This is a genomic window from Achromobacter spanius, from assembly GCF_003994415.1.
In the GTDB taxonomy this organism is placed as follows: Bacteria; Pseudomonadota; Gammaproteobacteria; order Burkholderiales; family Burkholderiaceae_B; genus Achromobacter; species Achromobacter spanius_C.
In genome coordinates this window covers 4375492-4398709 of the sequence record NZ_CP034689.1, presented here as the reverse complement: position 1 = coordinate 4398709, position 23218 = coordinate 4375492, and the positions used below count along the sequence as shown (strand labels likewise).

19 protein-coding genes are annotated in these 23218 nt (G+C 65.4%); 14 read left to right on the top strand and 5 right to left on the bottom strand.

What is annotated here, in order from left to right; all coding sequences use genetic code 11:
- The first annotated feature begins 7 nt into the window (after nt 1-7).
- From ELS24_RS20030 to ELS24_RS19980, 11 genes are all read left to right on the top strand, one after another.
- A complete protein-coding gene (locus ELS24_RS20030) occupies nt 8-1390 on the top strand; it encodes a type II and III secretion system protein family protein (RefSeq protein WP_127185148.1) in 1383 nt (460 codons plus the stop codon).
- Nucleotides 1387-2727 (top strand): MinD/ParA family protein, encoded by a 1341-nt coding sequence (locus ELS24_RS20025; RefSeq protein ID WP_050450331.1) that lies wholly within the window; start codon nt 1387-1389, stop codon nt 2725-2727. The genes ELS24_RS20030 and ELS24_RS20025 overlap by 4 nt, the downstream gene beginning before the upstream one ends.
- Nucleotides 2728-2761: 34 nt before the next feature.
- The gene (locus ELS24_RS20020) at nt 2762-4123 is read left to right on the top strand and encodes a CpaF family protein (protein WP_127185146.1); all 1362 of its coding nucleotides are present in this window, start codon (nt 2762-2764) and stop codon (nt 4121-4123) included.
- Complete coding sequence (locus ELS24_RS20015; protein ID WP_127185145.1) at nt 4123-5046, top strand: type II secretion system F family protein; 924 nt, start codon at nt 4123-4125, stop codon at nt 5044-5046. The genes ELS24_RS20020 and ELS24_RS20015 overlap by 1 nt, the downstream gene beginning before the upstream one ends.
- Before the next feature lie 12 nt (nt 5047-5058).
- Complete coding sequence (locus ELS24_RS20010) at nt 5059-6057, top strand: type II secretion system F family protein (protein ID WP_127185144.1); 999 nt, start codon at nt 5059-5061, stop codon at nt 6055-6057.
- The gene (locus tag ELS24_RS20005) at nt 6057-6932 is read left to right on the top strand and encodes a tetratricopeptide repeat protein (RefSeq protein WP_083447592.1); all 876 of its coding nucleotides are present in this window, start codon (nt 6057-6059) and stop codon (nt 6930-6932) included. Before ELS24_RS20010 ends, ELS24_RS20005 begins: the two co-directional genes overlap by 1 nt.
- 21 nt (nt 6933-6953) lie before the next feature.
- Entirely contained in the window at nt 6954-7433 is a 480-nt protein-coding gene (locus ELS24_RS20000; protein WP_127185143.1) for a DUF3613 domain-containing protein, read from the top strand.
- 45 nt (nt 7434-7478) lie between these two features.
- Nucleotides 7479-9575: a TadG family pilus assembly protein gene (locus tag ELS24_RS19995; protein WP_127185142.1), complete on the top strand. Its 2097-nt coding sequence runs from the start codon at nt 7479-7481 to the stop codon at nt 9573-9575.
- Between the two features lie 49 nt (nt 9576-9624).
- The gene (locus ELS24_RS19990; protein ID WP_127185141.1) at nt 9625-11025 is read left to right on the top strand and encodes a sigma 54-interacting transcriptional regulator; all 1401 of its coding nucleotides are present in this window, start codon (nt 9625-9627) and stop codon (nt 11023-11025) included.
- Nucleotides 11026-11141: 116 nt separating this feature from the next.
- Nucleotides 11142-11849, top strand: a complete 708-nt coding sequence (locus ELS24_RS19985; protein ID WP_050448500.1) for a DUF2968 domain-containing protein — start codon at nt 11142-11144, stop codon at nt 11847-11849.
- A 139-nt stretch (nt 11850-11988) separates the two neighbouring features.
- On the top strand, nt 11989-12447 hold the full coding sequence (locus ELS24_RS19980; protein WP_050448509.1) for a DUF1178 family protein: 459 nt from the start codon (nt 11989-11991) through the stop codon (nt 12445-12447).
- Between the two features lie 100 nt (nt 12448-12547).
- On the opposite strand, the gene efp is transcribed toward ELS24_RS19980, so the two are convergent.
- The 3 genes from efp to ELS24_RS19965 form a co-directional block, all read right to left on the bottom strand.
- Nucleotides 12548-13108, bottom strand: a complete 561-nt coding sequence (efp, locus tag ELS24_RS19975; protein WP_006220534.1) for an elongation factor P — start codon at nt 13106-13108, stop codon at nt 12548-12550.
- Nucleotides 13109-13281: 173 nt separating this feature from the next.
- Nucleotides 13282-14394: an elongation factor P maturation arginine rhamnosyltransferase EarP gene (earP, locus tag ELS24_RS19970; protein WP_127185140.1), complete on the bottom strand. Its 1113-nt coding sequence runs from the start codon at nt 14392-14394 to the stop codon at nt 13282-13284.
- Between the two features lie 6 nt (nt 14395-14400).
- Nucleotides 14401-15603, bottom strand: coding sequence for a DUF2863 family protein (locus ELS24_RS19965; RefSeq protein ID WP_127185139.1), 1203 nt, complete (start codon nt 15601-15603; stop codon nt 14401-14403).
- Nucleotides 15604-15832: 229 nt separating this feature from the next.
- Between ELS24_RS19965 and ELS24_RS19960 the strand changes: the two genes are divergently transcribed.
- Nucleotides 15833-16609 (top strand): DODA-type extradiol aromatic ring-opening family dioxygenase, encoded by a 777-nt coding sequence (locus ELS24_RS19960; RefSeq protein ID WP_127185138.1) that lies wholly within the window; start codon nt 15833-15835, stop codon nt 16607-16609.
- Between the two features lie 97 nt (nt 16610-16706).
- On the opposite strand, the gene acnA is transcribed toward ELS24_RS19960, so the two are convergent.
- Both acnA and ELS24_RS19950 read right to left on the bottom strand, forming a co-directional pair.
- Nucleotides 16707-19412 (bottom strand): aconitate hydratase AcnA, encoded by a 2706-nt coding sequence (acnA, locus tag ELS24_RS19955; protein WP_127185137.1) that lies wholly within the window; start codon nt 19410-19412, stop codon nt 16707-16709.
- Between the two features lie 299 nt (nt 19413-19711).
- On the bottom strand, nt 19712-20641 hold the full coding sequence (locus tag ELS24_RS19950) for a LysR family transcriptional regulator (protein WP_127185136.1): 930 nt from the start codon (nt 20639-20641) through the stop codon (nt 19712-19714).
- Between the two features lie 136 nt (nt 20642-20777).
- Between ELS24_RS19950 and ELS24_RS19945 the strand changes: the two genes are divergently transcribed.
- Both ELS24_RS19945 and ELS24_RS19940 read left to right on the top strand, forming a co-directional pair.
- A complete protein-coding gene (locus ELS24_RS19945) occupies nt 20778-21665 on the top strand; it encodes an SDR family oxidoreductase (RefSeq protein ID WP_050448507.1) in 888 nt (295 codons plus the stop codon).
- Complete coding sequence (locus tag ELS24_RS19940; protein ID WP_127185135.1) at nt 21662-23212, top strand: AMP-binding protein; 1551 nt, start codon at nt 21662-21664, stop codon at nt 23210-23212. The genes ELS24_RS19945 and ELS24_RS19940 overlap by 4 nt, the downstream gene beginning before the upstream one ends.
- Nucleotides 23213-23218 lie beyond the last annotated feature (6 nt).

Below are 23218 nucleotides of genomic sequence, written 5' to 3'. Positions count from 1 at the left end.
CGGCACAATGAAGAGATATCAGCGCACCACCATGACTTGCGTCCTGTCGGCCGCGGCGGCGATGACATACGGTGTCGTCGGCCTGGCGCAAACCGGCGCGCCCGCGACAGGCGCGAATGCGCCTGTCCGTGATATCGCGGTGGCCGTCAAGGGCCAGCAATCGCTCATGCTTGACGGCGCCACGCCGCGCCGCATCGCCATCGGGGACCCCGAGGTGGCCGACGTGAAAATCCTGCCGGCCTCGGGCAAGCGCGCGGGCTCGCTGCTGCTGTACGGCAAGAAGGCAGGCACCACGCAGCTTCAGATATGGACCGGCAACAACGCCGCGCCGCAGATCTGGAATGTGCGCGTGGCCTCGTCGGTGCAGGCCGCGCTGGCCAGCCGGGGCATCGACGGCGGCGTCAACGTCGACATCGCCGGTGACCGGGCGGTGGTTTCCGGCTACGCCGAAACGCCCCTGGCACAGATCGCCGCCGCGAAAGCCGCGGCCGCGGCCGTGGGCGACAAGAACGTGGTGGACGTGTCCACTGCCGGCACGGGGGGCGTGGTCCAGGTCGAGGTCAAGGTGGTGGAAGTATCGCGGTCGGTGATGAAGCAGGCCGGCATCAACTTCGCCGCCAGCAATGGCCCGTGGGCAGGCACCAGCGCCCAGTCGCCGGCCGGTCTGGGTTCCCCTCTGGGCTTTACACCCGGCGGCGCCATCGCCTCTGGATTTTCGCTGTTCTACGACTCGAACAATTTTGCGGCGCGCCTGCGCCTGTTGCAAAGCAACGGCATGGCGCGCGTGCTGGCCGAGCCCACGCTGGTGGCGCTGACGGGCCAAAGCGCCAGCTTCCTGGCGGGCGGCGAATTGCCAATTCCGGAAGCGGGCGGCCTGGGCACCACCACGGTCACCTTCAAGCCATTTGGTATCGGCCTGACCGTGACGCCCACCGTGCTGTCGCGCGATCGCATTTCGTTGAAGGTCGCGCCCGAGGCCAGTGAACTGGACTACAGCAACGGCATCGCCATCAACACCAGTTCGGACAGCAGCACGATCATTCCGGCACTGCGCACACGCCGCGCGGACACCACCGTTGAACTGGGCGACGGCGAAAGCTTCGTGATCAGCGGGCTGGTGTCGCGGCAGACCAAGGCCATGGTCAACAAAGTGCCGATGCTGGGCGACCTGCCGATCATCGGTGCGTTCTTCCGCAGCGTCGACTACTCGCAAGAAGACACCGAACTGGTGATCATCGTAACCCCGCGCCTGGTGCGCCCGATTGCGCGCGGCGTGACGCTGCCGCTGCCGGGCGGGCGGCAAGAGGCGGCGGATTCAACTTTCAATGCCTGGGGCTATTACCTGATGGGCCCGGCAAGCGGGCAGCAAATGCCGGGCTTTTCACGGTGAGTAATATGAAGACACATGCCAGCGAGTGGGTTGGCCTGCAAAACGGCAAGCGGTTCCTGTTTTGCTCCAAAGGTGATGGTGTAGCCGCGCAGCTTGGACAGGCGCTGGGGGATATGGGCATGTTGACCCAGGAAACCCCGGGCATCGAAGAGCTGGCGCGGCGCTTGGCCGAGATTGCACCGCAGGTGGTGTTTCTGGACTTCACGCTAAGCGAAGACGAACCGGGCAAGTTGTTCAAGTCGGCGGAGCTGGCGCGCGTGTTGGCGCGCATTGCGCCCACCGTGCCGCGCGTGGCGGTGGGTTTGCTGAGCCAGCCCGAAGGCGCCATCGCCGCGTTGCGGGCCGGCGTCAGCGATTTTGTCGACCCCACCGTTGCCCCCGAGGAAGTGAAAGACGTGGTGTTGCGTCTGTTGGATGTGCCGTCGGGCGGCGGCCGCATGGATGGGTCGCGGCGCAGCGTGCTGCTGTTGGGCGCGCGTCCCGGCGTGGGCACCAGCACGCTGGCCGTGCATCTGGCCGGCATGGTGCAAGACCGCTTGAAGCAGATGCATGCCGCGCGCAGCGCGGCCAACGGCGCCAAGCCCGCCAAGCCGGCCGAGCAAAGCGGCGCCATGCTGCCGCTGGCCAGCCGCGTGGCCTTGATGGACCTGGGCTGGCCCGTGGGCGATTGCCAGCTCTACCTGAATATCGGCAGTGACTTTGATTTTGCCGAAGCCGCGCGCAACCTGCGCCGCCTGGACTCCACCTTGCTGGGTTCGGCGATGGCGCACACCGCCAACGGCCTGAGCGTGCTGGCGTTGCCGCGCGACCTTGCCCAGATGCGCGACGTGTCGCAGTCCGACTCCCTGTTGGTGTTTGAGCGCATGCGCCAGCACTTCGGCGTGGTCGTTGCGGATGCGGGCGGCTTCACGAACCCGGAGTTCGTGGCGGGGCTGGCGCGTTCGTCTCAACAGAACTGGATAGTGACCGACCAAAGCGTCGGGGCGCTGGTGTCGCTGGCCGGCCTGCTGCAAGAGCTTGAGCAACTGCATGTGGACCGCCGCAGCCTGGGCCTGATCGTCAACCGTTACGACGAACGCTATGGCATGACCGCGCAGCAGATCGCCGACCGCTTTCAGTTGGAACTGGTGGGCACCTTGCCCGACCGCACGCTGGCGTTGATGGTCTGCACGAACCAGGGCCACCTGCTGCACGAAGAAGCCGAACGCGACGTGTATGTGCGCGCGGTGCAGACCCTGGCGGAAAAACTCTGCGCGGAAGAGAACTCTCCCGGCGGGCGGGCAAGCTGGTTGGCCACCTGGCTACCGGGCGTGCACCGCCGCATGATCGTCGGTTAACGGCAAGATTCACGGGGCGGCGGCGGAATCCGACATGATCATGACAGCAACCATAGAATTCGGCGGTGACGGCGACAAGGGCTTTGCTTCGTCGAACCGCTTTCAGGAAGTCAAGACGGCGGCATACGAACACCTGCTGTCCCGTATCGAGGAACTGGGCGCCGAGTTCGGCCGTTGGGCCCATTCGGCGATCCAGGAATTCGTCGACATCGAAGTCGCCAGCTTCGTGCGCTTGCGCCGCGTGCCGATCAACGAAGGCGAGATGCGCCAGATTGCCGAGGCGCTCACCAAGGAATTGGCGGGCCTAGGGCCGCTGGAAGACCTGCTGGCCGACCCGGCCGTTGAAGATATTCTGATCAACGGCTACGACAACGTCTTCGTGTCGCGGCGCGGGGTGCTGGCGCGCGAGACCCTGCGCTTCACCGACAACCAGCATGTGCTGCGCATCGTGCGCCGCATCCTGGCGCCCATCGGCCGGCGGCTGGACGAGTCCAGCCCCATGGTGGACGCGCGCCTGCCCGACGGCGGCCGCTTGAATGTGGTGATTGAACCGCTGGCCGTGGACGGCCCGATGGTGTCCATCCGCAAGTTTCGCCAAGATCCGCTCAAGCCCGCCGACCTGCTGACGCTGGGCACCTTCGACGAAGACATCTATCGGCTGCTGCACGAAGCGGTGAAGAACCGCTGCAACGTGCTGGTGTCGGGCGGCACCAGCTCGGGCAAGACCTCGCTCTTGAACGCGCTGGCGTTTTTCATTCCGGAAACGGAGCGCGTGGTGACGGTGGAAGACACCGCCGAACTGTCGTTGAACCATCCGCACGTGGTGCGGCTGGAATCGCGTCAGGGCGGGTTTGATGGCAGCGGCGCGGTCAGCATCCGCGAACTGATCCGCAACAGCCTGCGGATGCGGCCCGATCGGGTGGTGGTGGGCGAAGTGCGCGGCGCCGAAGTCATGGACATGCTGCAGGCCATGAACACCGGCCACGAAGGCTCCATGGCCACCATCCACGCCAACTCCGCGCGCGAATGCCTGTACCGCATCGAAATGCTGGCGGGCTTCGCGGGCTTTCAAGGTAGCGAAGACAGCTTGCGCCGGCAGATCGCCAGCGCGCTGGACTTCATTGTGCAGATCGGCCGCCTGTCCAACGGCAAGCGGCGCGTGCTGTCGGTAACCGAAGTCACCGGCATGGGCGATAACGTCATTTCGACGCAGGAACTGTACCGCCACGAAACCTTCACCACGCCCGAGGGCGAGGAAAAAGACCGTTGGAACTGGCTGGGCATACACCCGCACACGCCCAAGCTGGCGAAACTGCGCAACGACGCACGCACCCATGACGCTCCCCCGGGAGACAACGACGGGGGCGGCGGTGGATTCTGGAGCCGGAGGCGCTGATGCAAGACGCTTTGATCCTGGCTGCGTTGGCATTGGTGCTGGCTTCTGGCGCGGTGCTGCTGTGGCGCCACGCCAATAGCGGCGCGCGGCGCGCCGCCAGCTCGGCGTTCCTGGACAACCAGCTCAAGCGGGGTCGTGAAGCGGTCGAAGCTGCACCGTTCGCCGAAGGCGGGCGCGCGCTGCGCAGCGGCTTTTCCAGTTGGGACCGCCTGCTGCTGCTGGCGGGCGTGCGTCAAAGCGTGGGCTTCTATCTGCGGATCGCCATTCCCGTGGCGGCGGGCACGGTGCTGGCCTGGGTGTTTTTGGGCCCCCTGTCCGGCGTGGTCTCTTTCATCATGCTGGCCGTGCTGACGTACTTTCTGCTCTGGCTGCGCGCCGACAAACGCAGGCGTCGGATGATCTCCCAACTGCCCGCCTTCCTGGACAACATCGTGCGCCTGATCACCATCGGCAACAGCATGGGCGCGGCATTCCAGACGGCGGCGGCCTCCACCGACCAGCCCTTGCTGGAAGTGGTGGAAACGGCGGCCAGCCTGAGCCGGTCGGCCAAGGAACTGGACGCGGCGCTGGTGCAGGTGTCGCGCATGTACGGCTTGAAAGAGCTGTACATGGTGGCCGCGGTGGTGTCGCTGGCCATGCGCTTCGGCGGCCGTAGCGACCAGGTGCTGGAACGCATGGCCGCGTTCATGCGCGACGTGGCCCAGGCCCGCAACGAATTGACGGCCAGTTCCGCCGAGGTGCGCTTGTCCGCCTGGATCCTGGCCTTGCTGCCAGTGGGCATCGCCGGCTTCATCATCGTGGCCAACAACAAGCTTTTCATGGGGCTGTGGGAAGACCCGCTGGGCTTCAAGATGCTGCTCACCGCCGTGGTGTTGCAGATTGGCGGCTGCTATTGGCTGTATCGCATGGCCAAGTCAATTTAAGGGATGGCGACGATGGAGATGCTGCAATCCTGGAAGGCCTCAACCGTGCTGGCGGCAGGCTTGTTGCTGGTGGCCGCGGCGCTGCTGGTGCTGGGCATCGGCATGGTGCGGCGCCTGCGCGGGCAGAGCCGCAGCCGCCAGGTGATCGATCAGGCGCTGGCGACGCGCCAGAACCCTGGCGCGGCGGCGGGCACGATGCCCGCCGACACGGGAGAAGGGCGGTTTTCATCGGCCACCCGTGCTGCCGATGCGTTCGGCAAGCGCTTGAGCGAAGGCCGTCTTGCCGACACGCTGCTGGCCGCCGAGGACCGCAAGATGGTCGACATGGCGGGCTATGCCAACTCTGGCACCGCGCGGTCGCGCTTTGTGGTGGCGCGCTTCGGCCTGGCCATCTTGCTGCCCATCGCGGCGGTGCTGCTCAACCAGCAGAAGCAGTTGATCGACTCTCCGATGGGCGGCTTGATCGCCGCGTTCTTCGGCTTCGCTATCGGCTACATGCTGCCCAAATGGGTGGTCAGCCGGCGTCTGGCGCGCCGCAAGCGCATGGCCGGCGACGAATTGCCGCTGCTGATCGACCTGCTGCGCTTGCTGCAAGGAGTGGGCCTGTCCATCGACCAAAGCATGCAGGTGCTGATAAAGGAATTCGCGCAGGTGCTGCCGGTGCTGTCGCACGAACTGCGGCTGGCGTCTGAACTGCATGTGCGTGGCCGCAGCCGCGAGCAATCGCTGGCGCGGCTGGCCTCGGGCTTCGACAACGACGACCTGTCGGCCATCTGCCGGCTGATTGCGCAAGTGGATCAGCATGGCGGCGCCGTGCAAGAGCCCTTGAACCGCTTTGGTGAGCGCTTGCGCGACAAGCGCAGGTTGGAACTGAAGGAAAAGGTCGGCAAGACCACCGTGAAGATGACGGGGGTCATGATCGTGACCTTGCTGCCCGCGCTGTTGATCGTGACGGGCGGGGCGGGGTTCATCGCGGTATTGCGCGGCATGTCGCGCATGGGGGGGATGTAATGGCTGACGGAATCAAGAGCAAGGCGCGTGTGTTGCGGTGGACGCTGATGGCGACGACGGTGGCTGCCGGCGCGGGCCTTGCCGGATGCAAGACCAATAGCGCGGAGTCGGCCTGGCAGTTGATCCAGCAGCAACAGCAGGAACAGGCGCTGGCGCGGCAGAAGGAAGAAGAGGCCGATGCCAAGGGGCGCCCCAAAGAGCCCGAGATGATGTTGTCGCTGATTGCCGAGGCGCAGCGCCAAGAGCGGTATTTTGCGTCCCTGGCGTATATCGACGCCTATCGGCAGAAGTTCGGCAACGACGCGCGGGTGGCGGTGTTGCGTGCGGAAGCCTTGCGCCAGACCGGCCAGACGGCGATGAGCGAACAGGCGTATCGCGCGCTGCTGGGCACCGATCAGGCGGCCGACGGCTGGCATGGCCTGGGCTTGATCGCCGGCTCTCGCGGCCAGTTCGAGCAGGCCGCCGATGACTTCGCGCGCGCGGCCAAGCTGTCGCCGATGGATCCGCGCATTCTGGGCGACCTGGGTTATGCGCGGCTGCGCGCGGGGGACCCGGCCGGTGCGCGCGTGCCCTTGGGGCAGGCGGCCGAACTGGCGCCCGACAACGGCAAGGTGCTGGCCAATCTGGCCGTGCTGCTGCTGGTGGAAGGCGAGCCGGTGCGGGCGCAACGGCTGATGGATCAGGCCAGGCTCAGCGACGAGGCGCGCAACCAGGTGCTGCGCATGGCGTCTGACATCCGCACCCAGCGTGCGCCGATGCCGGTGCCCGTGGCGGCTGATGCGTCGGCAACCCGCGTGTCCAGTGGCGGCGGCATCGTGATGCCAGTGATGAGTCCGTTGATGGAAGGCCTGGGCAATGGGCCCATCGTGCGCTAACCCGTATTCAGGAAGAGATCCATGTCTGACTCCCGTTATTCCGCATCCATCGCATTGGCCGCCGCCTTGGCCGCTGCGCTGACGGCCCTGGCGCCGTTGGCCAGCCAGGCGCAGTCGAACGCGCCGCTGACTGGCGGCATGACTGGCGGCGCGACCGCTGCGGCGCCAGCTCAGGCCTTGCCGCGGGCGCCACTGCCCTCGCGGCCCGTTGTGCAGCAGGTGCAGACGCCAATGCCGCAGCCGGCAGCGACCGCCGCCACGTCTACGCAAGTCGCGCAGCCCGCATCAACCAGTACCCAGGCCGCCGCGCCGGCCGAGGAAGCGTTCGGTGACGTCACGCGAGGCTTGTTGGCCGCGCAGGCGGACGGCCGCCGCGCCGGCGCCATGTTGCCCGTGCTGGGGCCGGTCTCGACCGCCGCCTGGAACCGCTATCTGGAAAGTTTTTCGCACCCGATTCCGGAGTATCTGCAAAAGCGCGTAGAGACCAAAAGCACCAACTGAACCCCGATCCGCCTTCATTGCATTGCAATCCAGGATTGCCCACCCATGCCCGCCAGACCTCATCGTGGTGTGTCCTTGCTCCGCCAGCGCGGCAGCATGGCCGTGGCCGTCGTGTTCGCGGTGCTGGTGGGCGTGGCGATGCTGGGCGTGGCGCAGTTGGGCTACGGCTACTACATGAAACGCGAAGTGCAAAAGGCCGCGGACCTGGCGGCACTGTCGGCGGTACAGGTGCTGGGCATGGGGTCGCCAGCGGATTGCACCCGGGCCGCTGCCGCCGGCAAGACGTCCGCCTTGGCGAACCTGCCCAACATTTTTGACACCTTCGCCGCTGACGACATCACGGTGGAGTGCAAGCGGTGGGACTCCACCCGCGCCGACGCGAGCGGCATGCATGTGTTCGACCCTGCCGGCGCGGAGACGCTCAACGCCGTGCGCCTGACCATTCGCAAGCAACTCGCCAGCCTGTTCGGCACCCTGGGGCTGAGCACGACCGTATCGGTCAGCGCCGTCGCCACCAATACGCAACCCGTGGCGGCATTCACGGTGGGTTCGCGCTTGCTGCGCCTGGAACGCGGCGGGCTGCTGTCGCAATTGCTGTCGACCGTGGGCGCCTCGCCCGCGCAGTTGGACGTGCTGGACGCGGCGGGCCTGGCCAGCGTCAATATCACGCCGTCAGGCCTGCTGCAGGCGCTGGGCTTGCCGCTGTCGGTGGCTACCGGCGTGGGCACGCCAGCGGAATTGGCGGCGCTCGACAATCTGACCCTGGGCCAGTTGCTGCAAGCCACGCTGACGGTCGTCAACCAAAGCGGCACGGCGGCGGCCGACATCGGCCTGATCAGCGACGCCATCAACACGGTGCTGGCGGTGATGCCGCTGAACCTGCCCGTGAAGCTGTTTGGCGATGGCGGTGTGCTGGGTCTGTCGGTGGTGGGGGGAGACGCCACGGGCGCGCTGGCGGCGAACGTGAACGCGCTGAACCTGTTGGAAACCGCATTGGTCGTGGCCAACGGGGAGAACCTGATCAACCTGGGCTTGAGCGTGCCGCTGCTGGGCGTGGATGCCCGGGTGCGCGTGGTGGAACCGCCCACGCTGGCCATCGGCGGTATTGGCGCCCAGGCCACCAGCGCGGGCATACGCGTCTACCTGCGCGTGAACACCAGCAACATTCCGCTGGTGGGGCCCTTGCTGGCGAATACGTTGGGCACGCGGGTCGACCTGCCCATCATCATCGATGTGGCGCAATCCACCGGCACGCTGACCAACCTGTGCCAGGCGCCCTTGACGGAGCACCAGGCCACCATCGCGGTGACCGCGTCGGCGGCCAACATCTGCCTGGGACGCTTTCCGGGCATGACGTCAAACACGGATCAGAACGCCGCGAATTTCGTGTCGCTGACCAATAGCTGCGAACCCGGTTCGTTTGGCGCCATCCAGCGCCATCAGGTGTTGAACGTGCTGGGCATTCTGCCCCTGACCGCCAAGGTCACCTTGCCGGTTTTCAATTCCGCGGCGCCGGTGTCGGTCACGCTGACGGAACCACCGGGCGCGCCGTCCAAGCAGACGGTGAACGCCACGTCCATCGATCTGGGCGGCTTGGCCTCGAACCTGGCGGATGCCGTGGTGGGCGGCATCCTGGGCGACCTTTTCAGTTCCGGAACGCCGCTGACCGCGGCGGAGCGCGCGGCGCTTGCCACCAACCTGGTTGGCGGCGGCGGCAGCAATGCCGGCAAGTCCATCACGCAGGTATTCAATGACATGCAGTGGTCCTCGGCCGCGTTGGATCAGTTGGGCAACCGGCTGTCCACGGGCGGCTTGACGGGCGTATTGGGCGGCACGCTGCAACTGGTGGGCAATATCCTGACGTCGCTGCTGGTGGCGCCCGTGAATGACCTGGTCTGCACGCTGGCGATCACGCCCAGCGCGATCCGGCAGTGCCGCATCAATTCGGTGGCGGCGCTGGCGCTGGACGGCAGTTCGCAGGTGGGCGGGGTGTTGTCCATCGTAGTGAATCTGTTGCAGCCGGTGCTGTCGCCCCTGTCGGCGCTGCTGCAACAGTTGCTGGACATGCTGGGCGTCAGCGTCGGCCAGACCGACGTATCGCTGCTGTCCGTCGATTGCGGCCAACCCCGCTTGGTGTACTGATGAGGATGCTTTTGAACTTCGCCCCTTCCTTGCCGGCATGGTGTCTGCGATGACACAGAAATTTACCCGCGATGAGTTCGATGTGTACGTCTGGGAAGGCACCTCGGACATTGCCGGCCGCGCGGAACGCTGTCTGGCCGGCATGGACGTGACGCTGGTGCGCGCGGACGCCGGCACGGCCTTCCCGCCGCCACGCGACCCGACGCGCCCGGCGGTGGCCCTGGTATCGGTGTCGGTCATGGGCGACAACCGCTTCAGCGGCTACGACTGGTTGTCGGCCCAAGCCATGCCGGTGATCTGGGTGTCGGCCGAGGCGCGCGGACGCGATCCGCGTTATTACCCGCCTGAATATTCCTATACGCTGCCGCTGTCCTTCACCTCGGCGGATTTGCGCAAGCTGCTGTATGAGCTGTTGGGCACGCTGGACCAGTTCAACCGATCCGCGCCCAAGCGCGAACAGCCGCTGATTGCCGTTTCCGAGCCCATGCGGGCGCTGCTGGCCGAAGCCGAGCTGTTTGCCGATTGCCGCAGCAACGCGTTGATTCACGGTGAAACCGGCGTGGGCAAGGAACGCATTGCGCGGCTGCTGCACGACCGCGCCGCCTGGTCCGATGGCCCCTTCGTGGCTGTCAACTGCGGCGCCATTCCGGAAGGACTGTTTGAAGCGCATTTCTTTGGCCACGCCAAGGGCGCCTTCACCGGCGCGGTCGGCGCGCACAAGGGCTACTTCGAACAGGCCAACGGCGGCACGCTGTTCCTGGACGAAATCGGCGATCTGCCGCTGTATCAGCAGGTCAAGCTGCTGCGCGTGCTGGAGCAAAGCGCGGTGACGCGGCTGGGCTCGACGGTCGAGATACCAGTGGATTTCCGCCTGGTCGCGGCCACCAACAAAGACCTGCGCGTGCTGGTGGGCCAGGACGAATTCCGCGCGGACCTCTATTACCGCCTGGCGGTGATCGAACTGCGCATTCCCAACCTGGAGCAGCGCGGCGGCGAAGAAAAGATCGCTATTTTTCGCGCGCTGCTCGAACGCATGGGCGGCGAGGGCGAGCCGCCGGATTGGCTGCTGGACCGTGTGGCGCGCACCCGATACGCGGGCAACGTGCGCGAGCTGTCCAACGTGGCTGAACGCGTGGCCATCATGCGCCGGCAATTCCAGGCCTGGGACCAGGCCCGCATCGAACGTATTTTTGACCAGATCGCCGAACCGCTGCGCGCCGCGGGCGCCTTGGGAGGCCCCAGCACGCTGTGCGAACCGCCGGTGTTCACGGACGCGGAACGAGCCGAGCGCGCCCGCATCCTGGCGGCCTTGGACGTCAACGGCTGGCGCCGCCAGGACACCGCCAACACGCTGGGCATCAGCCGCAAGGTGCTATGGGAAAAGATGCGAAAACTGCATTTGGGCGGTGGCCAGGGTGAAACGGCGGAAGGGGTCGTCGAGGCATCTTGATTGCCGCAATTGGGGAAGGCCCTAGGGGGCGACAATCCGCTGGCGGCTAATGTAAGCGGATCAGCCGCGAGCGAAATAAATTGCTATAGTTCCGCAACGATTTTTTTGGGGAAGGCATGAACGTCCAATTTATCCGTGCCGCCACACGCATGGCGCTGTTAGGCACGGCATTGTCCGGCTTGGCGGCGTGCGCCAGCGCTCAGCCCGAAGCGCCGAGGCCCACGGTCAAGCAGGTCGAAGATCCGCAAGCCGCTGCCAAGCCGGTAACCCCGCCCGCCGCCCCGGCCGCGCCCGCGCGACCGGCTTCCACGGTGGCCGAATTGCAAGATCTCATCCAAAGCCGCCAGGTTTCGGAACTGCGCACGGCCTATAACGGCACGTATGGCGCCAGCCTGCTGTTCAAGCCCGAAGACCTGACTTATTACGTGGCCTTGTTCCAGCAAAAGGATTTTTGGCGCGTGCTGAAGACGGTGTCCGAAAAGCAGGCCGAATCCACCTACCGCGCGTTTGCCGCGCAGTCGGCCGAGCTGGCCGAAGTCGACATCAAGCGCATCAAGCTGCAAGCCGAATACGCGCATGCCGAAAAGCTGCTGGCCAGCCGCAGCGCGCAGCTCAGCACGCTGCAGGCCGACCGTGCCTTGCGCATGCAGCAGGAACAGCAGGTGGCGGCGCGCCAGGAACAATCGCGTCAGGAAACCACCGCGCTGGCCGACCAGCAAAAGGACGTGCGCCAGCAACTGCGTGACTTGCAGCGCCAGATTGATTCGCTGCAGGCCCAGCAAGCCAAGATCGACGCCGGCCCCGGCGCCAAGCGCGGCAAGTAATTGCCTGGGCCGCGCCAGGACGGGCCTGCGGGCCCGTTTTTTCTTGGGATGTCGGCGCCTTGCCCCTACGCCGTCAAGACGATAGCGTTTGCCGCGAGCGGATTCTTGTATTCTGTCCGCTGGCCCCCATATGACGACCATGGCTCTCAAAGTTTTTGACCTTCAGTGCGAGCACAACCACATTTTTGAAGGCTGGTTCGGATCGCACGACGACTATGACGCGCAACAGGCGCGTGGCCTGGTCACGTGCCCCGTTTGCGGCTCGGCCAGCATCACCAAGCGTCTGTCGGCGCCGCGCTTGAACGTGTCGCACCTGCATGCACCGGCTCAGCCGCCCGCCGTGCCGGCAGGCGCGTCCGACGCCGAGAAAATGGCGGCCGTGCAGGCCGTGGTCATGAAGCAGGTGCGGGCGCTGTTGCGCAACACCGAAAACGTCGGCCCCCGCTTTGCGGAAGAAGCCCGCCGCATCCACGACGGCGACGCCGACGAACGCCCCATCCGCGGCACCGCTACGCCCGAAGAGCGCGAGGCCTTGGCCGAGGACGGCATTGAAGTCATGGCGGTGCCTGACTTCCTGGATGACGAACGCTTGCAGTAGGTAGGTGGCACGCCATGCGCGCCCATTTCCAGACAGCGCAACCATAAAAAAAGCCAGGCCCTGTTGTCAGGGACCTGGCTTTTTCGTACCTGCTGCCGGATCAGTTGTTGACGCGGCTGCGGTATTCGTTCGTGCGGGTGTCGATTTCGATCTTGTCGCCGATGGCGCAGAACAGCGGCACGTTCAGTTCGTAGCCGGTGTTGATCTTGGCCGGCTTGGTCACCTTGCCCGACGTATCGCCACGCACGGCGGGTTCGGTATAGGTGATTTCGCGGACGATCGTCGTGGGCAGTTCCACCGAAATGGCGCGGCCGTCGTAGAAGACCACTTCCACGGGCATCGCTTCTTCCAGGTAGTTCAGGGCGTCGCCCATGCTTTCCGCTTCGATTTCGTACTGGTTGTACTCTTCGTCCATGAAGACGTACATCGGGTCGCCGAAGTAGGAGTAGGTGCACTCCTTGCGATCCAGTTGAACGACTTCGAACTTTTCGTCGGCCTTGTAAACCGATTCGCTGGCCGAGGCGGTCAGCAGGTTCTTGAACTTCAGCTTCACAACAGCAGCGTTACGGCCAGACTTGTTGTATTCGGCTTTCTGGACCACGAGGGGATCCTTGCCGACCATGACCACGTTGCCGACTCGCAATTCCTGAGCGGTTTTCATCGATAAAACTCCGGGGGATAGGGTGCACTCGCCGTGCTTGCAAAAAGCCGCCGTACTGTACTTGCGTACTTGCTATGCGTATTTGCATTGCGTACTTGCGGCTTTTTGCACACCCCGGGAGGCGTCAGGTTGAGGCCCGACAAAATTCAGGGCGACTCAGAAAACTCTCTATTCTAACGTTTCTTGGCCAAGTCTGCGCAAAAGTCGGCCAGATTTTCGGCCAGATCGGGTTGGGCCGCCTGCTTGGCGTCCCAGTCGCGCGCGGCGGCGGCCCAGTGTTGCCAGGCATCCGGCGCCAGCGCCGAGGAGACCGTCGCATGGGTTTGCGCGTCTTGTGGCATGTTCCAGGCCCGGATCAGCGCTTGTGCGGATTCCGGGGCCGGATAGCGGGCCAGCCATGCCTCCAACTTTTCCAGATGCACGTTCTGGTCTTGCGGGTAGATCTGCCAGACCAGCGGGCGCGCCGCCCAGGCGGCGCGGATGAACGAGTCTTCACCGCGCACGAAGTTCAGGTCCGACAACCACAGCACGCGGTCGAAATCCGGCTGGGCCACAAAGGGCAGGCGGGCCAGCAGCGGGGCGCCGGGCGCCTCGCAAGCCGCTTCCAGCCCCGGCGCGATGCCCACGGGCGCCAGCAACACGCTGGGCCGCGAGTCGGCCGCCAGCGCGCTGACCAACGCCTGCACCGGCGCCGTGGGATAGCAGAACAGGCTGACCGTGCGCGCGCCGTCGCGGCGGCGCGAGAGCACGGCGTCGCCCACTCCCAGCGCGCGCAAAAAGTCGTTTTGCAGATCCATCGAGGCTTGCAGCGCATCGCGTTCCGCACTCAAGCCTGGTTCGCGCAGCAGGCCGCCTGTGGCGGTGGTAAAGCCGGGAAAGAAAAAGTGCTTTACCAAGCCATCAGGCCGCTGCGAGGGCAGGCCGTGACAGCTTTCCACCCAGGCTTCGGCGCTCAGGTATTCCAGATTTATCCAGACCGGGTGCACGCGGCGCATGCTGTGCAGAAAAGCGTCGGGGGGATCACAGGCAAAGGCTTCGATGACGACATCGCGTGCGCCCAGGGCCGGGTCCGGCGTGTCGGTCCAGTGCACGATATCCACGCCTGCGCAGCGTTGCCGCACGGCGTGTTCGGCTATACCCGGTTGGATGCGGGCGAAGCTGGCCAGGTCGTCCACCCACAAGCGGATATCCCAGCCGCAGCCCTGAGATAGCCGGCGGGCCAGCCGCCAGCACACGCCGATGTCGCCATAGTTATCGACGACCCGGCAGAAGATATCCGCTTGCATGGGCGTTTAGTGGAACTTGGCCGGCGCGGCTTCGGCGTCCTCGGGCAATTCGGCGTGTACCAGTTCGCCCAGCGGGTTGGGGAAGTAGGGCGCGCCACAGTCTTCGCAATATTCCGCCGGCAGCACGCCCGGGATGCGGCGCATTTCGGTGACGCCGTATTCCTTCAGCAAGGCCGCGATTTCATCGACTACGTCAGGCTGGCCTTCGTCGGACGGCAGTTCTTCCTCGCGACCATACAAGGGCCAGACGCAGCCGTAGTACACGTCGTTGCTGTTGCGCGCCGTGAAGCTGATGCGGTATTCGTCGATGCGGCTTTCGCCGCAGCCCGCGATCACCGCGCGCAGTTGCGAGGCATCCAGGTTGACCGCGCCTTCCAGCCAACTGACGGCGGCGCGCAGCGACAGGGGGCGCACACGGCGGTCGGCCTCGCGGTTGCTGACGTAGTAGGCGTCGGGCAGCAGGGCTTCGAAACCGCAACCCGGCAAAAGCGTGGCCAGCGTGGGTTGCGCCTGGGCGGCCCATTGTTCCTGGCAGGCGTCGCGCGTGGCGTCGGCGTCGCCCAGGCTTTCCTGCCAGCGGAAGATGGGTGCGTTTTCGGGCACCGCGACGGCGCCGATGATGTAGCGCGTGTCAGCCAGCATGTTGGCCGTTTCAACTTCGGTGTTCAGCGTGGGCTTGGTGGCTTCGCCGCCCAGGGCCTGCGAGCCCAGGCGTTGCAGCCACTGCCAGGTTTCGCCGAAGGTGCGCGGCATCTGGTCCACGCTGACCAGCATGGGCATCAATGCCGTGCGGGCCTGGCTGGACAGCACATGGCCGTGCAGTTGCGCCAGCAGCGCCTGCTGGGCGCTGGCGGAAACGGGGCCGGTGGGGATGGTGTAACGGGTCCAGGCGACAATCGGCGCGACGATCAGCAACACGTCGTGCACGACGCCGTCTTTCTCGATCTTCATGGATTCGGACAGCGTTTCCGCCTGTTCGATCAAGACTTCGTAGGCGCCTATGTCGCTTTGCGCGAGGTGGTCCAGGGCCGCTTCCAGCGGGGCGTCCTGCCCAGCCTTGAGCAGCTTGGGAATCGCTTCGCCAAGCTGGTTCTCCCAGAACACGTCTTCAACGCGGCTGCCCGAGCGGTTAAGCGCCTGGGACAGCGCCACCAGGCGGGTGGCGTCGCGGGTCATGCGGGGAGCGGATTGGCTGCGGGATCGGGCCATAACTTCGAGGGACGTCCAGTAAGTGTGTAACGACGTAGTTTAACGCCCGCCGCGCGCGTCGGCGTGGCCGGGATGGTTTGCAAGGGCAGGGGCGGTCGGGCGTGGCAGTTGTACACGCATTCATTATTGATGCTGGATTGGCAACAGAGCATGCCTGCCGCAGGGGTTTATTGCTGATCGGAATCATCCGAAAATCTGGGCATCGATTTTATTGCTGGAGGCATGCACCATGCGTTGGCCTACGTTATTCGTTTCCCATGGCTCGCCCATGCTGGCCGTTGAACCCGGGCTGACCGGCCCCGTGCTGGCGGCATGGAGCCAGGCCCAGGGCCGCAAGCCCCGCGGCATCCTGGTGGTGTCGCCGCATTGGATGGGTGAGGGCCTAGCCCTGTCCACCCGCGACCAGCAAGTGGCCTGGCACGATTTCGGCGGCTTTCCGCCTGAGCTCTATACGCTGCAATACGCCGCGCCCGGGTCGCCCGAACTGGCCGCGCGCGTGCAAACGCTGCTGGCCGAATCGGGCATCGCCGCCGACCGCGACCCGCGCCGTCCGCTGGACCATGGCGCCTGGGTGCCGTTGCGTTACCTGTATCCCGATGTCGACGTGCCGGTGGTGCAACTGTCGCTGGACATGGGCCGCGACGCGGCGGGCCAACTGGCGCTGGGCCGCGCGCTGGCGCCGCTGCGCGACGAGGGCATCCTGATCATCGGCTCTGGGTCGTTGACGCACAATCTGCGCCATGTGCGCATGCCGCAAAACGCGCCGGCGGCGCCGTATGTGCCCGAGTTTCAGGACTGGTATGCGCGCCATCTGGCCGATCACAACCTGCCGGCGCTGTTGGACTGGCAGGCGCAGGCGCCGGGCGCATCGCAGGCCCATCCGCATGATGATCACCTGATGCCGCTGTATGTGGCGCTGGGCGCGGGCGGTGCGTCGGCCAAGCGCTTGAACGACGAGATCTCGTACGCCGCGCTGGCCATGGACGCCTATCAGTTCGACGACTGAGTCGCAGCCGGCCTGCATAGTAAAAAGCCCCGAAGCCGCAAGGCTTCGGGGCTTGTGCATTGCGCCACCGCGAGGGCGGCGCAAGCGAGTGGCGGGGTCAGGCCGCCAGCAGTTGGCGCAGCACGAAGGGCAGGATGCCGCCGTGCTGGTAGTAGTCGACCTCGATCGGCGTATCGATGCGCAGCAGCACCGTCACGTCCTGCTTCGAACCGTCCTTGCGGGTGATCGTCAGCGTCACGTCCTGCATCGGCTTGATGCCATTTTCCAGGCCCGAGATGTCGTAGGTTTCTTCGCCGGTGATGCCCAGCGACTCCACGCTGTCCGTGCCCTTGAACTGCAGCGGCAACACGCCCATGCCCACCAGGTTGCTGCGGTGGATGCGTTCAAAGCTGCGGGTGATCACGGCTTTCACGCCCAGCAGTTGCGTGCCCTTGGCCGCCCAGTCGCGCGACGAGCCGGTGCCGTATTCTTCGCCGCCGAAGACGACGGTGGGGGTGCCCTGCGCCACGTACTTCATGGCCGCGTCGTAGATGGACATCTGTTCGCCGGTGGGCTGGAACAGGGTCTCGCCGCCTTCAAAACGGCTGCCATCCGGCAGCGACGGAATCATCAGATTCTTGATGCGCACATTGGCGAAGGTGCCGCGCATCATGATTTCGTGGTTGCCGCGACGCGAGCCGTAGCTGTTGAAATCGGCCTTCATGACGCCGTTTTCCTTCAGCCACTTGCCGGCCGGCGAGGTTTCCTTGATGGAGCCCGCGGGCGAGATGTGGTCGGTGGTGACCGAATCACCAAACACGCCCAGCGCGCGCGCGCCCTTGACGGTGGGCATCGCGGCCGGCGTCATGTCGAAGCCTTCGAAGAAGGGCGGTTCGGCAATGTAGGTGGAGTCGGGCCAGTTGTAGGTGTCGCCGGCCACGCCCTTGATGTTTTCCCACAGCTTGCCGGGGTTGCTCTTGACCTGGCCGTAGTTGGCTTCGAACACCTTCGGGTCCAGCGCGTGCTTCATCAGCGCTTCGACTTCTTCGGACGTGGGCCAGATGTCGCCCAGCCAGACGTCGCCGTTCTTGCCCTTGCCAACCGGTTCGGTCATCAGGTCGCGGGTGACGGTGCCGGCCAGCGCGTAGGCCACCACCAGCGGGGGCGAGGCCAGGAAGTTGGCCTTGATGTTCGGGTGGATGCGCGCTTCGAAGTTGCGGTTGCCGGACAAGACTGCCGAGCAGACCAGGTCGTTGCCGATGATGGCTTCGTTCAGGTCGGGCGTGAGGTCGCCGGCGTTGCCGATGCAGGTGGTGCAGCCGTAGGCGGCCACGTCAAAGCCCAGCTTTTCCAGGTAGGGCAAGAGGCCCGTCTTGGTCAGGTAGTCGGTGACCACGCGCGACCCGGGGGCCAGCGACGTCTTGATGTGCTTGGGCACCTTCAAGCCGGCCTCCACGGCCTTCTTGGCCAACAGGCCGGCAGCCAGCAACACGTTGGGGTTGGACGTGTTGGTGCAGGACGTGATGGCGGCAATCAGGATGTCGCCGTTCTTGATCTTGGTGCCGGTGCTGGTGGTGAAGGTCTGGTTCAGCTTTTCGGCCGGCTGGTTGAAGCCGTTTTCGGCGACCGGTTTGGAGAACAGGTCGATGAACGTGTTCTTGACGTTGCCGATTTCGATGCGGTCTTGCGGGCGCTTGGGGCCGGCCAGCGACGGCGCCACGGTGGACAGGTCCAGCGTCAGCAGCTTGGTGAAGTTGATGTCTTGGGCGGCGGGGATGCCGAACATCTTCTGCGCCTTGAAATAGGCTTCGAAGGCGGCGATTTCGTCTTCGGTGCGACCGGTGCCACGGAAGTAGTCGATGGTGCGTTCGTCAACCGGGAAGAAGCCCATGGTGGCGCCGTATTCCGGCGCCATGTTGCCGATGGTGGCGCGTTCGGCCACGGTCAGGCTGGCGGTGCCTTCGCCGCAGAACTCAACGAATTTGGCCACCACTTTTTCACGGCGCAGCATTTCGGTAATGGTCAGCACCAGGTCGGTGGCGGTGACGCCGCCGCGCAACTGGCCCTTGAGTTCAACGCCCACCACGTCGGGCGTCAGGAAGTACACGGGCTGGCCCAGCATGCCGGCTTCGGCTTCGATGCCGCCCACGCCCCAGCCCACCACGCCGATGCCGTTGATCATCGTGGTGTGGCTGTCGGTGCCCACCAGCGAATCGGGGTAATAGACATTGTTTTTCTTGTCCTGATGCACGCCGCGCGCCAGGTATTCCAGGTTGACCTGGTGGACGATGCCAAAGCCCGGAGGCACCACGCCGAAGGTGTCAAAGGCCTGCATGCCCCACTTCATGAACTGGTAGCGCTCTTGGTTGCGCTTGAATTCCAGCTTCATGTTCAGGTCCAGCGCATTCTTGGTGCCGAAGTAGTCGATCATGACCGAGTGGTCAACGACCAGGTCAACCGGCACCAGCGGTTCAATGCTCTTGGGGCTCTTGCCCATCTTGTCGGCCACCGAACGCATGGCCGCGATGTCGGCCAACAGCGGCACGCCGGTGAAGTCCTGCAGCACGACGCGCGCCACGACGAAGGGGATTTCGTCTTCGCGGCGGGCATTGGCCTGCCAGTTGGCAAGCTGCTTGACGTGTTCTTCCGTGACCTTCTTGCCATCACAGTTGCGCAGTACGGATTCCAGCACGACGCGGATCGATACCGGGAGCCGCTGCACATCGATGCCGAGGGACTTGCCCAGCGCCGGCAGCGAATAGTACTGACAGGATTTATTGCCGATCTTGAAATTCTTGAGAGTGTCTAGGGTGTTGTGCGGCATGATGGACTCCGTGGTTTTGCCCGGCTGTGATCGCCCAGGCGCAGGCGGCATTTTCTGGCGTTTTTGCGCGTTTGTCATTGTAGGGGACACAAGCCCGCGCGAGGGCGCATGTCTTATATCTTATATAAGACTTGGGGCGCGCGTCAAAGTTCAAGCCCAAGTCCAGTCAGGTCCCGTTCAGCGACTGCGAAACCCCTACTTTGGCGGACATGGACCAAGCCCGCAAGACCCCGTCGTTTTACCAGGCTTGTCCTACAGCGGCGTGGCGGCGGGCGCGGTCAAAAAACAGGGGCGCCGGCTCAGTCCAGATAGGCGCGCAGCAACGGTTCCAGTTCGCGTTTCAGGAAGTCGACCAGGGCGCGTTGGGCGGTGGACGGATAGGGGGTGGGCGAGGTCAGGATGAACAGCTTGTCGCCCGGCCCTTCCGGGCGATACGCGGGCAGCACGTCGCGCAGGCGCTGCGATTCCAGGTCGGGTTGCACGATGTAGGCGGGCAGCAAGGCGATGCCCGCGCCGTCGCGCGCGGCCTGGGCCAGAAACGGGAAGTACTCGGATTGCAGCCGGGGCGCCAGCTTGGTTTCATAGGTTTGCCCTTTGCGGGTCAAACGCAGCGTTGCCTGCGCCTTGGGGCCAGGCGGGCATAGTAAGTCGAACCGGCTCAGATCGCGCGGGTGGGCGGGCATGCCCACGCGCTGCAAATAGCCGGGGGCGGCGCACAAATGCCATTTCACGTCGCCCAGCTCGCGGGCCACGTAGTCTTGCGGTGGCTGCGAAATCACCCGCAGCGCCACGTCGATCTCTGACGAAATCAGGTCGCTGACGCGGTTGGAAAACAGGACCCGCAGGCTCAGGCTGGGGTGCTCCAGCGCAAAGCGCACCAGCAGGGGGCGCAGCGCGTCCAGTTCGCCCAGGCCAGTGGGCAGGGACAGGCGGACGTGGCCGGTGGGTTCCGCGCCCAGCTTCTGCAAGGCATGGCGCGCCGATTCCACCTCGCGCGCCATGCGCGCCCCATGTTCGTACAGCACCGTGCCCTGCTGGGTCAGTTCCAGGCGGCGGGTGGTGCGCCGGATCAACTGGGCGCCGAACGCGCGTTCCAGCTTTTGCAGGTTGCGGCTGACGTGCGACCGCGTCACCCCCTGGCGCAAGGCCGCTTCGCTTAGCGTGCCGGCCTCGACGATGGTCACGAAGAGCTGGATCAGGTTCAGGTCCAACGCGGGCAGGGCGGACATGGCTGTTTTGGATTGTTGACTCTGAGGAAACAGAGTTTACTCAGACTGAAGGATTGTCGCGATATCGGTGCGTTGATAATCTGCTTCCCACACCGGCATTGCGATCAGACAAAGGAGACAAATCATGGTGCAAAGCATGTTCCGCGCGAACCTGTTCCGCGGCCAGCGCATTCTCGTCACGGGAGGCGGCACGGGGCTGGGCCTGGCCATGGCCGAACAACTGGCCTCGCTGGGCGCCACCGTGCATTTGTGTGGCCGCCGCCAGGCCGTGGTGGAAGAAGCCGCCGCCGGGCTGCGCGCCAAGTACGGCGGCCAGGCCTACGCGCATGCCGTCGACATCCGCGACGCCGATGCGGTGGATGCCATGGTTGAGGGCATCTGGGCCACGCACGGCGGGTTGGACGGCCTGATCAATAACGCGGCGGGCAACTTCATCAGCCCCACCGAAAAATTGTCGGCGCGCGGTTTCAACGCCATCGCCGACACCGTGTTTCGCGGCACCTTCTACATGACGCAGGCGGTAGGCAAGCGCTGGATTGCGTCCGGCACGCACGGCGCGGTGGTGTCCATCGTGGTGACCTGGGTGTGGACGGGGTCGCCGTTCGTGGTGCCCTCGGCCATGTCCAAGGCGGGCATCGACGCCATGACGAAATCGCTGGCGGTGGAGTGGGGCAGGCATGGCATCCGCCTGAACGCCATTGCGCCGGGCGTTATTCCCACCGAAGGCGCGACGGCGCGCCTGCGTCCCAATGGCGACGGCCAGGATGCCCTGACCCAGCAGAACCCCATGCGGCGCCTGGGCACGGGGCACGACATCGGCGAACTGGCTGCCTTTTTGTTGGGACCCGGCAATGATTGGATCAACGGCCAGACGATTGCGCTGGACGGGGGCGATTACCTGGCCAATGGCGCCTATTTCAAGCAGTACTTCGATTGGTCCGACGAAGACTGGGCCGCCGCCCGCGCCGCCATCGAAGCGCGCACCGCGCAGGACAAGGCGCAACGCGCGGGGAAGCCGGCATGACGGCACGCATCATTGCCGGTGACCTGAGCCTGACGCGCGATGCGCTGGTGGCCCGGGGTGAGCAGGTCGCGGCGGGTCTGGCGGCGATGGGCGTGCGCGAAGGCGACGTCATCGCGGTGCTGCTGCGCAACGGCATGCCATATCTGGAAATCATCCAGGCCTGCAAACGGCTGGGTTGTTATTACTGCCCCATCAACTGGCATTACACGGCTGACGAGGTGGCGTTCCTGGTGGCCGACAGCGGCGCCAAGGTGTTGATCGCGGAAGACGATTTGTGGCGCCAGGTGCACGCCGCATTGCCCGCCGGCCTGCCCGCGCTGCGGGTCGCGGCAAAGGGCGATGCCAGGGCCGCGCCGCTCAGCGAAGATGATGGCGATGGCGATGGCGATGGCAGCGGCCATGGCGCCGACTACCACGCCTGGCGTGACGCGCAGCCCCGCTACGACGGCCCCCTGGTCGCCCCGCGCGGCCACATGGCGTACACCTCGGGCACGACCGGCCGGCCCAAGGGTGTGGTGCGCCAGCCGTTTCCGGTGGACCGTCTGGCCGAGCATCTGGCGGCGGTGGAGTCCGTGGTGGAACAAGCCTACGGCCTGCGGCCGGGCTGCCGCGCCTTGTTGCCCGCACCCATCTACCACAGCGCGCCCAGCGTCTTCGCGCAAGTGGCCTTGCGTGTGTGCGACACACTGGTGCTGACGGCGCGCTTCGACCCGCTTGAGGTCTTGCGCCTGATCCAGCAGCACCGTATCGACACCGTGTATCTCGTGCCCATCATGTATGTGCGCCTGTTGAAGCTGGATGCGCCCACGCGCGCATCGTTCGACCTGTCATCGTTGCGCTTCGTGGCGTCGACCGGCGCTCCCTGCGCGCCCGAACTCAAGCGCGCGATGATCGACTGGCTGGGGCCGGTCATCCATGAAACCTATGCGTCCAGCGAAGCGGGCATGGTGACGGTGATCGACTCGCACGAAGCGCTGACCAAGCCCGGCAGCGCGGGGCGGCCCATCGGGCCGGCGCAAGTGCGGGTCTACGCCGACGACGGCCGCGTCTGTGCGCCGGGCGAAGTCGGTCGCATCTACGTGCGGCAGCCCGCCTACGCCGACTTCACCTACCGCAACCATCCCGACGCCCGCCTGGCGGTGGAACGCGACGGGCTGATCGGCCTGGGCGACCTGGGCTACGTGGACGAAGACGGCTATCTGTTCGTGTGCGACCGGGAATCAGACCTGGTGATCTCGGGCGGCGTGAACATCTATCCCGCCGAAATCGAACACCACCTGACCCAGTACCCGGGCGTGGCCGATTGCGCCGTCTTCGGCGTGCCGGACGCGGAATTCGGCGAACGCTTGCTGGGGCTGATCCAGCCCGCGCCCGACACCGACATCAATGTGCAGGACCTGACGCAATGGCTGTCCACCCGCATCGCCCGCTACAAAGTGCCGCGCGAATTGTTGCTGCGCCCGGCGCTGCCGCGCGACGACAACGGCAAGATCGCCAAGCGCCGCTTGCGCGCCGAGTTTTGGGAGGGCCAGGCGCGCAAGGTGTAAGCGCCT